Raw genomic sequence first — 12,023 nt, 5'->3', positions numbered from 1 at the left:
CCCCTAGGTCTTCCGCGCGTGCAGCAGCAGGATCGAGGCGAGCGGGGGTCTGGCACAGGCCAGCCGGTCCAGCGGCCGCAACGGCCGCGGTACGCCGTGGAAGGGGGCGCCTTCGAGCCGTACAACCTCGAAGCCGGCCGCGGTGACGAACTCCCGCAGTGCGCGGGCCGTGTAGAGCCGCAGGTGTCCCACGACCTCGCGGCCCGGCCGGCCGTGGATCGCGCGCAGGCTGACCTCGGAGAAGACGGGCTGGACGCCGGCCAGCAGCAGGGCGCGGTTGTACCAGGCGGCCAGGTTCGGGGTGGACAGCATGAGGTGGCCCCCCGGGCGCAGCACACGGCGGATCTCGTCGAGGGCGGCGTCCGGGTCGACGAGGTGCTCGATCACCTCGCTGAAGAGCACCGCGTCGGCGCACCCGGACCTGAACGGAAGAGTCCCGTCGGCCAGTTCACCCCGGACGGCGGAGTGGATACGGGTACGGGCGCGGCCCAGCGCGTCCTGGGACCAGTCGAGGCCGACGAGGCGGTGGCCGGGCAGGAGCGGGGCGGCCGTGGCCGCGGCGGTGCCGTCGCCGCAGCCGATGTCGAGGATCGTGCGCGTCGTCCGGGTGTCCGGACCGAGGGCCGTGGCCAGCATGCGGGCCTGGCGGAGGCTGCGGGGGGTGCCGGAGGCGACGGGGACGGCGGGATCCTCGTAGAAGTCGCACAGTACGGAGCGTTTCACGGGGGTGCCGGTCGTCATGGGGTCGCCTCCGTCGTGTGCAGGCAGTGCTCGAAGAGGTCACGGAGGCGGGTGCCGTCGCCGTGGCTGAGCAGGGCGCGCGACCAGCGCAGGGCGAGGTGGAGGCGGCCCGCGGTGGAGGCGGTGGTGACGGTGAGGCCGCGGGGCATCCTGGCGGGCGCCGAGAACCACACCGCGTGCGCGCGGCCCGCCTCCTCGCCGAAGTCCAGCGCGTAGGGGATGCGGCCGATGTTGCTGAGGAGGGTGGTGGACGTCCAGGGCGCGGCGGCGCGGCGCAGGCCCCGGGTGAGCGCGGCCCGCCAGGCCACAGGGGTGACGGGCGCGGTGAGGAGGGCGGCGCCGTGGCCGAGCTGGGGGCGGGGGAGGGACTTGAGGGCGCGGGTACGGGCTGCCGTGCGCCGCAGCAGCGACGGCATGTCGTCCGCGGCGTGCATCAACTCGTACGGAGAGAAGGTGACTTCGACCAGGCGGGTGCCGTTGCCGATAGGCATGGTGGTGTCTCGGGGGCGGTCGTCCACGGGCATGGTGATGCGCAGCGGGCGGGGCCGCGCGCCGTGTTCCCTGTTCCAGTGGGCGATCATCAGCGCGGTCGTGACCATGAGCTGGTCGTTCACGGTGTAAGGGGATCCCTTGGGGCGGTGGGGGAGGGGGAGTTCGGTGACGAGCAGGCCGTTGCCGGGCGAGGGTTCGGGCGCTCCGGGGGCGACCCTGGCGGGCGGGGACCAGTTGGAGGGGGTGCCTTCGCGGGGATGCGGGGTCTCCGGGGTGCGGGTCGGGAGTGCGGCGGGGGAGTTGTCCCTGCCGCTGTAGAGCTCGGCGGCGGTGGCGAGGACGCGGAGGCAGGCGGGGCCGTCCAGGGCGGTGTGGTTGATGGTGAGGAAGAGGACGGTTCCGCCTCGCTGACCCGGCTGCGGACCGTCCGGTGAGCCCGCGATCCGCGTACGCACCTCACCGACCGCATCGGTCGCCTCGCTCCCCTCCACCGGCCCCGCCCCCTCCACCACCTCCAGCCGTACCGGCGGCGAGGCCGACAGTGGCGGTGCCTCGACGAGGGCCCGCGTCCTCGCGTCGCGCAGCGCGTTCCGCCCCGGCGGCGGGAAGCTCACCGCGTCCACGTCCGGCTCGGCCGTCAGCTCCCACTCGTAGCGGCGCCGGTACCAGCCGCCACAGGCCTCTCGCATGAGGATGCGCGGATGCCGGTGCAGCGCCTCCGTGAAGGCCTTGCGGAGACGGGGCGGGTCGAGGTGGCCGGGGAGGTGGACCTCGATGTGGACCGTCTCCGGTTCCTCCTCCTGCATGCAGTGCCGGGCCACCTCGTCCACGACCGGGAACGGGATGCGTGCCGGATGCCGCGCCGCGGTCATGTCTCCTCACCTCTCCCGTCCGGCCCCGGCTCCGGCTCCCGGACGCTCACCACCCCCGCGAACAACCCGATCAGCGCCAGCAGTTGGGCCACGTGCCCGAACGCGCCCCCGCCCGCGGCCACCGGCTCCCCGGCCCCCGTCGCCGCCGCGATCCCCGCTCCGGCGAGGGCGGCGAACGCGATCGGCACGAGCAGCGCGTGCCGTCGGTACGCGAGCACGGCCAGGGCCGGGACCAGCAGGGCGAACCACCCGGCGATCACGACGGCCACCAGCGTGAGCGCCACCGTGCCCAGCCACAGGCCGGGCGCCGGCGCCGGCGGCTGCGGCTCGTCGGGGTTTTGGGCGCGCCGCCGCCACAGGACCAGGCCGACCATGGCGGCCAGGCCCACTCCGCTGCCGATCAGCCCGGCGTCGTACGTCGTCGAGGGCTCGTACGACAGCTTGACCGTGCCGCCCGCCCCGGCCGGGATCCGCCAGCCCTGCTGCCAGCCGTCCAGCCGCAGCGGGGTGAGCTCCTTGCCGTTCAGCGTGGCCCGCCAGCCGTCGTTGTAGTTCTCGTACGTCGTCAGGTAGACGGCAGCACCGGAGCCGACCGTCACCTCGCGGAGGTCGCCGAGCCAGTCCCGTGTCCGCAGCTCACGGGCGAGCGGGGTCGGCTCCGTGACCGTGCCGCGGGTGAGCGTCACGTCTGTGAGGGTCAGCGGGCCGGCGTCGCCCGCCTCGACGCGGTGCGAACCGGGAGTCAGCTCAAACTCCGTGTCGGCACGCCCTTCCTGGCATACCGTCACCTTCACCGGCCGCCGCTCCGTCAGGTCCCGTACCGTCCCCTTCACACTGGTCCGGTACAGCTCGCCGTCCACCGCCAGCACGGGCCCCCGCCCGCACGGCAGCGAGAACTTCCGGGTGCCCTTGGGCTGCGGGGTGCGGTACCGGTCGAGGGCCGGGACGTAGGCCTCCGTGAGGCCCACGGGCAGTCGCAGGTCCTCGTCGGCGACCGGGTTATGCAGGGTCAGCGGGGCCGTCTGCGTGATCGTGATGTCGAGGCGGTCGGTGGTGACCGGGTCGAAGCGGACCACGCCGTTCTCGTCGGCGCCGGCGATCGCCGCGCCGTCCGGGGAGCTGATGGACACCTCGGTGGGGCGGGTCGACAGGCCGCCCGCGGGGGCCAGCACCACTTCACCGACCGGCTGTTCGCCGTTCCAGCGCAGGTGGATCGTCGGGCGGTCGCCCGCGACCCACGCGGTGGTCAGGTCGCCGTCGGTGAGGTTGCGCGCCGACAGTCCGGCGCCGAGGCTCGCGGTGGAGTCCGCGGTCGCGGTGATCCGGTTCTGCTGGTCGGGCGCGACCTCGTACAGCAGCCTGTCGAGTTCCTCGCCCGGGATCGGCACCGCGCTCGCCGACACCTCGTAGGTCCCCGCCGTGGGCGTCGAGAAGCGGCGGTGCAGGCCCGCTTCGGTGCCGGTCGCGGAGAGACCGGTGGGGTCGGGCGCGCGGTGCAGGGAGACGACCGAGGCGGCGGCCTGCGCGTCGTCCGCGTCCGTGGGCAGCCGCAGCAGGCGGGTCACCTGGACGTCCGGCAGGCCGATCTCGGAGAAGCCCGCGCCGGTCAGACCCGGGCGGCGGGCCACGGAGTCGGTGACCGTCAGTTTCATCCAACTCGTCGCCCCGGCCGGGGCCTTGATCGTCTGGGGCATGCCGTTCGGCTCGAGGTAGCTGGTCACGGACCCCTTCTGCGTCTCCACCCGCACCTCTGTCGCCGCCGACCGCACGCTCTCCTGCGGCAGCGGAGTGACCTTGAACGACGACGGCATGTCGTAGGCGCCGTCGGCGAAGGCGATCCGCAGCCACTGGCCGTCCGCCGGACCCGGCGCACCCTCCACCCACGCGGTGCCCGGGTTGCCGTCGAAGGCGTTCACCGGGTCGAACTGCGGAAGATGGAAGAGCCAGTTGCCGTACGAGGACGCCGTGACCGAACGGGCGCCGCGCAGTTCGGCGACCGTCTGGTGGGCGATGCCCTGCGTCGGCAGGATCTGGTGCGGTTTCCTGCCAGCGTCCTGGGAGGCGTCCGGCGCGTTGCGTTCGTCGGCGGTGTACGGATACGACGTGTTGGCGCCGACCAGCCCGAACCGCGTGTCCGCGCGGCGCAGCCCGTCACCGACCACCTGGAGCGGCGGTGAGCCGACCCCGGGGTGGTTGTCGCCGGTCAGCACGGTGGGCCGGCCGCGGAGTTCGGACGCCAGCGGCAGCAGCGCCTCCGGTCCGCCGGACACGACGGCCGTGTCGGCGACCGGCGCCAGCCCGGCCTGGCCGGGGCGCGGCGTGTCCGCCGGTGGCTGGTAGATCTCCACCGCCCGCTGCCGCGGGTACAGCCCCTCGGCCTGGAGCGGGGTGGCATGGGCGATCCGGCCGCCGGTCATGACCGGGCCGAGGCCCTTGGTGCGCACGTACCCCGACTGTTCCAGGGTCCGCCTCACGGTCACGGTCGGCACGTTCCCGATCTGGTCGGGGTCGAGGTCACCCCGGACGACGACGTAGTGGATCCCGGCGCGGCTCAAGTAGTCGGCGAGACCCGGGACTTCGCTCCCGCTCCGCAGTGCCTGCTCGACCGCGTCCATCGCGCGCCGGTTTCCGGGCGTGCCGAAGGGGACGTAGTCGCGTTGCGCCCAGCGGGAGCCGGCGAGGACGTCCAGGGGCTGGTCGATCGGTGAGCCCCAGGTGTACAGGCCGTGCGCGGTCGCCGGGACGACCAGGGCGCGGGAGTCGGGGGAGTACTTCTCCAGCCAGTCGGCCGTGGCCTGCCAGTACCTGGGGAGCTCCTGGAAGGAGCCCGGGTTGAGGATCGAGCCGTTGAAGTACGGCCACAGCAGACCGGGGAGCACCACGACCGCCGCGATCGGCGGGGCGAAGCGCCGGCCGCGCACCGGCGGGGCCCCCCGCGGCTCGGCGGCCACGCCGACCAGGTGGGCGAGGCCCAGGACGAGCGCGAGGGCGAGGCCGACCTGGAACTTGTAGATGTTGCGGAACGGGACGAGCCAGCCGTTCAGCCAGTCCTGCGCGACGCCGTGGAAGGGGGCGCCGAACGCGCCGCCGTACCCGGCGAGCAGGACGAGGGCGACCGTCACCACGGTCAGCACCAGCCAGCGGCGCTCGGGCATGTCGCGTCGGGCCAGGCCCGCGAGGCCGAGCCCGGCCGCGAGCGCCGAGCAGACGATCACGATCACCGAGGCCGCGACGGTCCAGCCGGCGGGCAGCCAGGCCTCGCCGAAGTGCAGGTAGGCGACCCAGTCACCGGCGCCCCGCAGTGCCTCCGTCGCCGACATGGTCTCCGTCGTGGTCCGCGCGTTCTCGATGTACGGCAGGAAGTTCTCGCCGTACACGCCGAGCAGCAGCAGCGGAATCCACCACCAGGCCGTCGCCACGATCACGCCGGGCACCCACCAGGCGAGCAGCTTGCGCCGCCGCGGGCCGGGCGGGCGGGAGAGCAGAAAGAGGCCGGCCGGGAGCAGGGCGGCCAGCGTCGAGGCGGCGTTGACCCCGCCCATGAACGGGACGATCAGCGCCGAGCGCAGCGCCGCGATCCGGGCGCTGTACCGCTCGTCGGCCAGCGGCAGCAGCACCCAGGGCAGGAAGGCGCCGGGCAGCGCGGCCGCGGACGTGGAGCCGACGACGATGGTGAACACCGGCCAGAGCGCGTACACAGCGGCCGCGAGCAGCCGGGAGGTGCCGCTGCCGATGCGCAGCCGCTCGGCCAGCCGCAGCACACCCCAGAACGCGACCGACACCACCAGCGACAGCCACAGCCGCTCCGTCAGCCACACCGGCATCCGCAGGGCGGCCTCGCACAGCCAGTGGAACGGCAGCATCGGCCACAGGTAGCCGACGTACTGGTCCTGGATCCCGCCGAAGGACCCGCGGTCGTGCCACAACTGGCCGAGGTCCGACAGGAACCGGCCCGGGTCGACGGTGACTGAGAGCTTGGTGTCGAAGGTCTGCCGGCCCGGGTGCACCACCAGGAACAGCACGAACACCACGGCCCAGAAACCCAGCAGCCAGCGCCTCGACCGCGGGCCCTCCGGCGGGCCCGACGAGGCCGCGGTGGTGGGGACCGCTGACGGAGGAGGGGCCTGGACCGTGGACGTCGTCATGGTGGACACCGCCGGAGGATGAGGAGGAGGTTCCAGGTGGCGACCTCGCGGATACCGGGCGCCTTGACGACGGTTTCCGCGAGGAACGGCCAGTAGCGGGAGCGCGCCGAGACGACCGTGACGTCGTCCCGGGCGCGCACCTGCCGCAACGTGGGCCCGATGTGCACGGGGAACAGGTTCTCGCCGAGGGTGTGCTTGGCGGGCCTTCCGGTACGGCGCCGGTAGCGGGCGCGGGCCCGCTCGGCACCCAGGTAGTGCCAGGGCGCCCACTCGTGACCGCCCCACGGGGACAGCCAGTTCGTGAACGACACGTAGATCAGCCCGCCGGTCCGGGTCACCCGCGCCAGCTCGCTGAGGAAGGTCTGCGGATCGGCCACGTGTTCGAGCACGTTGGAGGAGAAGGTCACGTCGGCGACGCCGTCGCGCAGGGGCAGCAGATAGCCGTCGGCGATCACCGTTCCGTCGGGCGGCTTCGGGCCCAGCTCGCGTGCGTCCGGCTCGAAGAGGTGGGCGTGGGCGCCTCTGCGCCGGAACTCCTCGGTGAAGCAGCCGCTGCCGCCGCCGACGTCGACCACCGTGCGGCCGGCGACCGGGCCGTCGTACGCCTCGACCTGGTCGACCGCGTCCCGGGCGAGCAGCGCGTAACAGGACTCCGGGTCCTCCTGCTCGTGCAGGAAGGCGCGGAAGAGGGCGAGGGAACGGCGTATGGAGGGGTCCTTCGGGCCGGTACCCGCACGGGGGCCGGACCGTGAGCCGGCGTCGGCTGTCATGGAGCCCAGCTCCTCACCGCCTCGGCCGCCACCGCGCGGAACTGTCTGACCGTGCGGTGCCAGCGGTAGCGCGCCGCGCGGTCGCGGGCGGCCTTGCCCATGAGCTCGCGACGGTGGTTCGACAGGGCGAGGGTGCACCAGGCCGCGGCGAAGGAGGACTCGCCCCGGGCGAGGACGCCGGTCTCGCCGTCCGCGACGGAGTCGCGCAGCCCGGGTACGTCGAAGGCGATCGCCGGGGTCTCGCGCGCCGCCGCCTCGGTGACCACCAGGCCCCAGCCCTCGACGGCCGAGGGGTGCAGCAGCAGCCAGGCCGCACACAGCAGCCGGTGCTTCTCCGCCTCGGAGACATGACCGGTGAACTCCGCTCCGGGGCCTGCGAGTTGCTCCAGGCGCTCCCGCTCGGGGCCGTCCCCGACGATCAGCAGCCGGCCTCCGGTCACCGGCCGCACCCGCTCCCACAGCCTCAGCAGCAGGTCGATCCGCTTGTACTCGACGAGTCTGCCCACCGCCACGAACAGCGGCTCGGACGAACGGCCGGCGCGGGGTCCCGGCTCCTCCACGCCGTTGTGCACGACCCGGATGCGGTCACGCTCGACGCCGATCCCGCGCAGCGCGTGGGCGGTCGAGGGCGAGACGGCGACCAGCAGATTCCGCTGCTGGGCACCGGTCAGCGCCCAGTGTTCGAGTCTTCGGCCGATCCGCGCGGCCGGGGTCAGCGGGCCGCCGAACCGCATTTTCCACAGGTCGGTGTGGACGTGGTTGACCAGACACAGTGTGGGGCCGCGGTGCCACAACGGCGCCAGATACGGCATCCCGTTGCACACCTCGACCAGCAGGTCGCAGTCGCCGACCTGGCGGGTGAAGGCCGAGCGGGCGCGCAGGTAGTGGCCCAGTTCGCCGCCCGCCGAGACGACGCGGTAGTCGCGGATGGGGGCACCTCCCGCTCGAGCGGAGTCGAGAGTGGGGGACGCCGGGCCGCCGCACAGCAGGGTCACCTGGTGGCCGAGGCGGGTCAGTCCGTCGGCGAGCCGGTCCACCAGCAGTTCGGAGCCGCCGGCAGCGGGATTGTCCAGGTCACGGTGGGCGAGGAAGACGATTCGGCGCGGAGGGGTCGGCGCCGGGGTGTGCTGCGACGCCCGGGGAAACGCGGCGCGCAGCGGGGACGGCACGTGCTGGGGCATGGGTGCTCCAACTCGTCTCGGGGTGCGGAACTCAGCGTGGGGGAAGGTTGCGTTCCTGTGGGGGGATTCAGGGCTTGTCACGAGGTGGGTGTGCACGGGCTGTGCTGGGGTGGGAGGGGACAGTTTTCGCCCACGCGTTCGTCACGGCTACTCACCGAGATGACAATTTCCCGGCTTTGTTAGAGCTGACGTCACGTCACATCATGACAGGGACCCTGGATGTATCGGGTGCTTCGGTCGGATCGGGGCGTCGCCGCCCTCGTGCCACCAAAACGCCGCCCATGACCGTCAGGACGAATCCGGCCGCAGCCGCACCGACCGGCAACGTCTCGCCCATCGTGCGCAGTTGACCGCTGTCCTGCTTCGCCTGTCGCACGGCCTCCTGCTGCGTCTCGGCCGTGAAGGCGATCTTCCGGCTGTCCAGCAGCACGACCGCGTCCTTCTTCCCGCCGGGTGCCCGCAGTGTTCGCTTCGGTCCGGTCTGCGCGTAGATCACCCGGCCGGTGCGCTGGTCCACGACCAGTTCGAGGCCGTGGTTGGAGTACCACTCCTCGGCCAGCACCCGCGGCCGGTCCGGCAGGCCGACGATGCTGCCCGGCACCAGCCGGGTGTCGACCTTCGCCGGCGCGACCGTGCCGGTGAAGCGGTAACCCGTGTAGCCCTGAACCCTCTTGGTGCCCCGGTAGTGCAACGTGACCGTCGCGCCGAGGGAGTTGTCCCACCAGCGGTACGAGCGCTTGTGCACGTCGAACGGGAACTTCAGGTAGGCCTCGCCCTCGATGTGAGGGGTCTCCCCGCAGCAGTGCACCGGCTTGGTCGTCTTGCGGTCCATGACCCAGCGGTGCGGGACGAAGTCCAGCGCGTCGTGCGGGTCGGCGGCCGGCAGCGTCTTGTCGGTGTCGACCGTGGTCGTCACGTCCCAGACGGCGGTGTCGCCGCCGCGCTCGCTGTCCTCCACGTTGCCCCGCACCCGCTGGGTGACGGTGATCCGCTGGTCAGGCACGGTCTCGCCCTGCTCGGTGTCGAAGACGCTGCCGGTGCCGCGGTAGACGGCGGTGGTGTCGATGTCGATGGGATTCACTGCGGCCCGCGGCGTCACGTACCAGGCCAGCAGCGGAGCCAGGACCAGCAGAAACGTGCCGAGACCCAGCAGGATCAGGGAAAGGGGTGAGGCTGTACGGCGCATCCGGGCACTCCAGGGGCGTGAGATGACGGAGTTCTGGCCGCTCTATGGGCCGGGAACCGTAGGCGCCCCTTGACTCAGTGTCAATGTCTGCCGAGACTGGGCCGGACGGGCAGGGGCGGGGCACCGGGGTGGGACGACCTCCGTACAGAGAGGCTGACCCTGCGATGTCCAGACTGCTAGCCGCAGCGTTCACCGTGGCGCTGGCCGCCGCGCTCGCCGTGGGCGCCGCGCTCGGCGTCGTCGCGCTGCTCGAGGCGCGGCCCGACCAGCCGAACACGCCGTTGATCACGTACGGGCAAGCCGGCCAGGGGAGTTGACCCGTGCCCAGCCGGAGGGGCGCGCCGGAGGCGAATCCCCCCTTGCAGGCCCGCCCGGCAACCGTCACCCCCCGCTCGGCCTGGCTCGACGTCCCTCGTCTCCAGGTGCGGCAGTTCGCCGCGATCGCGATGGCCGAGGCCCCCGCGCTCGCCGAGGAGATCCTGCGCGAGATCCGCCGCGAGTACCCGCATCTGCCCGTCGTCCTCGACGAGTCGGGCGAGCCGATGGCGCTAGTCGGCATCCGCCGGGCCATCGAGGTGTTCGTCCAGTGTCTGGAGACCGCGGAGGGCCGCCCGACCGTACCGCCCGGCGTCTTCCAGGACTTCGGCCGCGGCGAGGGTCTGGGCGGCCGCAGCCTGGACTCGCTCCAGGCGATCTACCGCATGGGCGTACGCCTGGCCTGGCGCCGTTTCGCCGACATCGGCCAGCGCATCGAGATCCCGCCACCGGCGATGTACGAGCTGGTGGACGCGGGCTACGAGTACCTCGACGGCCTCGTCGACCAGTCCGTCCGCGGCTACGCCGAGGCGGCGGCCAGACAGGCCGGGGAACGGCTGCGGCTGCAACGCCGGCTGATGGAGCTCCTGCTCGCCGAACACCACCGGGGCGACCGGGCCGACGCGCTCACCGAACGGGCCGCCCGCGTCGGCTGGCAGCTGCCCGGGAAGGTCGCGGTGGGCGTGCTGCTGCGCCCGGCGCGGGAGGCGATGGCGCCCGCGGTGGGGCAGGGTGTGCTGCTCGACATGGAGTACGAGCAGCCCCGCATGGTCGTGCCCGAGCCGGACGCCGGCGGACGCCCCGAGCTGCTGCGCCGGGCACTCGGCGGCTGGACGGGCGCCCTCGGGCCGCCGGTGCCGCTGGCCGACGCGGCGAAGTCGCTGCGGTGGGCCGAGGCCGCCGTACACCTGATGGAGCGGGGGCTGCTGCCGGCCGGAGAGGTCCTGTACTGCACCGAGCACACCGAGGCGCTGGTGCTGCTGCAGCCGGAGGAGCTGATCGACGACCTGACACTGCGCTGCCTGGCGCCGCTCGCCCACTGCGGGCCCACGCACGGCCGACGGCTCGCGGAGACCCTACTGGCGTGGCTGGAGACCCGCGGCGGGGCACCCGAGGTGGCCGCCCGGCTGGGCGTCCATCCGCAGACCGTCCGCTACCGCCTGCGCCAGATCCGCGAACTGTGGGGCGACGAGATCGACGACCCCGACCGCCGCTTCGAGCTGGAGCTGGTGCTGCGGGCGCGGCGACTGCGCGGAAGGCTCGGAGAGCCGTAGGGGTGAGGTGAGGGACGGACCTGGTCCGGCGGCGGCCCTGACCGCCGGCCGCCCTCAGGAGCCGGCGCGAAGCCGCCCGTGACCCACCCCGGGGGGACACGTGGCGGACGCATGCCCATTGCCCGGGCAAACGCACTGTGACAGCCTGTGTTCGTCATACCGATCGTCTGTTGAAATTTCGAACGCAGCCGCTTGAACCTGAAGAGAGGGCGGTCGTGGGACGCCTCGTACCAGCCGTGACCCGGGCTCTCGACATTCTCGAGCTCTTCCTCGACGGGGACGGGACGCTCTCCGCCCCCGACATCGTCCGCACGCTCCAGCTCCCGCGCACCACCGTGCACGAACTCGTGACCACGCTCTCCGCCCGGTCGTACATCGTCCCGGTGCCCGGCCGGCCCGGACGCTACCGGCTCGGGGTACGCCCCTACCAGCTCGGCAGCCGGTACGCCGAGCAGCTCGACCTCGCCACCGAGGGCCAGCAGATCGCCCGCTCGGTCGCCGAGACCTGCGACGAGACCGTGCACGTGGCGATCCTCGAGGGCACCGACGTCATCTACATCGCCAAGGCCGACTCCACGCACGCCGTGCGGATGGTCTCCGCGGCCGGGCGCCGGCTGCCCGCCCACTGCACCTCCGTCGGCAAGATGCTGCTCGCCTCCCTCCCGGAGCCGGAGCTCGCCTCGCGCATCCCGGACACCGCAGAGCTGGCCGCGATGACCCCCGACAGCATCACCGACCCGGCCGCCCTGCGTGAGGCCCTCGCCGAGGTCCGGCGGCGCGGCATCGCCGTGGAGAACCGCGAGTCCAATCCGGACGTCTCCTGCGTGGCCGCCCCGGTGCACGACCGCACCGGCCGGGTGGTCGCCGCGCTGTCCATCTCGGTGCCCATGATCCGCTGGAGCGACGAGCGCCGGGCCGAGCTCGAGCAGCTCGCCGCCAAGGGCGCCGCCGAGCTGTCGGAGCACCTCGGCCACCGGACCGTGTGACGACGGCGTACGAGGTGGCGGTACGCGCGGAGGCGGCCCTCGGCGCGGGGTCGTTGCTGGT

Annotated in this window: 9 protein-coding genes; 3 read left to right on the top strand and 6 right to left on the bottom strand. The window is 73.1% G+C overall.

The window, feature by feature from the left end; all coding sequences use genetic code 11:
- Window positions 1–3: 3 nt before the first annotated feature.
- The 6 genes from ACZ562_RS12430 to pgfA all read right to left on the bottom strand — a co-directional run bounded on the left by ACZ562_RS12430 (window position 4) and on the right by pgfA (window position 9,387).
- Complete coding sequence (locus tag ACZ562_RS12430) at window positions 4–741, bottom strand: class I SAM-dependent methyltransferase (protein WP_471177008.1); 738 nt, start codon at window positions 739–741, stop codon at window positions 4–6.
- A complete protein-coding gene (locus ACZ562_RS12425; RefSeq protein ID WP_471177004.1) occupies window positions 738–2,105 on the bottom strand; it encodes a condensation protein in 1,368 nt (455 codons plus the stop codon). Before ACZ562_RS12425 ends, ACZ562_RS12430 begins: the two co-directional genes overlap by 4 nt.
- A complete protein-coding gene (locus ACZ562_RS12420; RefSeq protein ID WP_471177859.1) occupies window positions 2,102–6,250 on the bottom strand; it encodes an alpha-(1->3)-arabinofuranosyltransferase domain-containing protein in 4,149 nt (1,382 codons plus the stop codon). The genes ACZ562_RS12425 and ACZ562_RS12420 overlap by 4 nt, the downstream gene beginning before the upstream one ends.
- Window positions 6,247–7,020, bottom strand: a complete 774-nt coding sequence (locus ACZ562_RS12415; protein WP_471177002.1) for a class I SAM-dependent methyltransferase — start codon at window positions 7,018–7,020, stop codon at window positions 6,247–6,249. The genes ACZ562_RS12420 and ACZ562_RS12415 overlap by 4 nt, the downstream gene beginning before the upstream one ends.
- Window positions 7,017–8,201, bottom strand: coding sequence for a glycosyltransferase family 4 protein (locus tag ACZ562_RS12410; protein WP_471176999.1), 1,185 nt, complete (start codon window positions 8,199–8,201; stop codon window positions 7,017–7,019). The genes ACZ562_RS12415 and ACZ562_RS12410 overlap by 4 nt, the downstream gene beginning before the upstream one ends.
- Window positions 8,202–8,397: 196 nt before the next feature.
- A complete protein-coding gene (gene pgfA / locus ACZ562_RS12405; protein WP_471176996.1) occupies window positions 8,398–9,387 on the bottom strand; it encodes a cell envelope lipid trafficking protein PgfA in 990 nt (329 codons plus the stop codon).
- A gap of 164 nt (window positions 9,388–9,551) precedes the next feature.
- Between pgfA and ACZ562_RS12400 the strand changes: the two genes are divergently transcribed.
- From ACZ562_RS12400 to ACZ562_RS12390, 3 genes are all read left to right on the top strand, one after another.
- On the top strand, window positions 9,552–9,704 hold the full coding sequence (locus tag ACZ562_RS12400) for a hypothetical protein (protein ID WP_471176993.1): 153 nt from the start codon (window positions 9,552–9,554) through the stop codon (window positions 9,702–9,704).
- Between the two features lie 42 nt (window positions 9,705–9,746).
- Window positions 9,747–10,976, top strand: a complete 1,230-nt coding sequence (locus ACZ562_RS12395) for a PucR-like N-terminal domain-containing protein (RefSeq protein WP_471177857.1) — start codon at window positions 9,747–9,749, stop codon at window positions 10,974–10,976.
- A 215-nt stretch (window positions 10,977–11,191) separates the two neighbouring features.
- Window positions 11,192–11,962, top strand: a complete 771-nt coding sequence (locus tag ACZ562_RS12390; protein ID WP_471176990.1) for an IclR family transcriptional regulator — start codon at window positions 11,192–11,194, stop codon at window positions 11,960–11,962.
- The last annotated feature ends 61 nt before the right edge of the window (window positions 11,963–12,023 follow it).

This window comes from Streptomyces sp. NPDC040410, assembly GCF_055595715.1.
Note: the sequence above shows the minus strand (reverse complement) of the source record. Positions and strands in the feature narration are given on the sequence as shown.

Coding starts and splice junctions, on each gene's coding strand:
- ACZ562_RS12430 (WP_471177008.1), bottom strand. CDS start 741: ATGACGACCGGCACCCCCGTGAAACGCTCCGTACTGTGCGACTTCTAC.
- ACZ562_RS12425 (WP_471177004.1), bottom strand. CDS start 2,105: ATGACCGCGGCGCGGCATCCGGCACGCATCCCGTTCCCGGTCGTGGAC.
- ACZ562_RS12420 (WP_471177859.1), bottom strand. CDS start 6,250: ATGACGACGTCCACGGTCCAGGCCCCTCCTCCGTCAGCGGTCCCCACC.
- ACZ562_RS12415 (WP_471177002.1), bottom strand. CDS start 7,020: ATGACAGCCGACGCCGGCTCACGGTCCGGCCCCCGTGCGGGTACCGGC.
- ACZ562_RS12410 (WP_471176999.1), bottom strand. CDS start 8,201: ATGCCCCAGCACGTGCCGTCCCCGCTGCGCGCCGCGTTTCCCCGGGCG.
- pgfA (WP_471176996.1), bottom strand. CDS start 9,387: ATGCGCCGTACAGCCTCACCCCTTTCCCTGATCCTGCTGGGTCTCGGC.
- ACZ562_RS12400 (WP_471176993.1), top strand. CDS start 9,552: ATGTCCAGACTGCTAGCCGCAGCGTTCACCGTGGCGCTGGCCGCCGCG.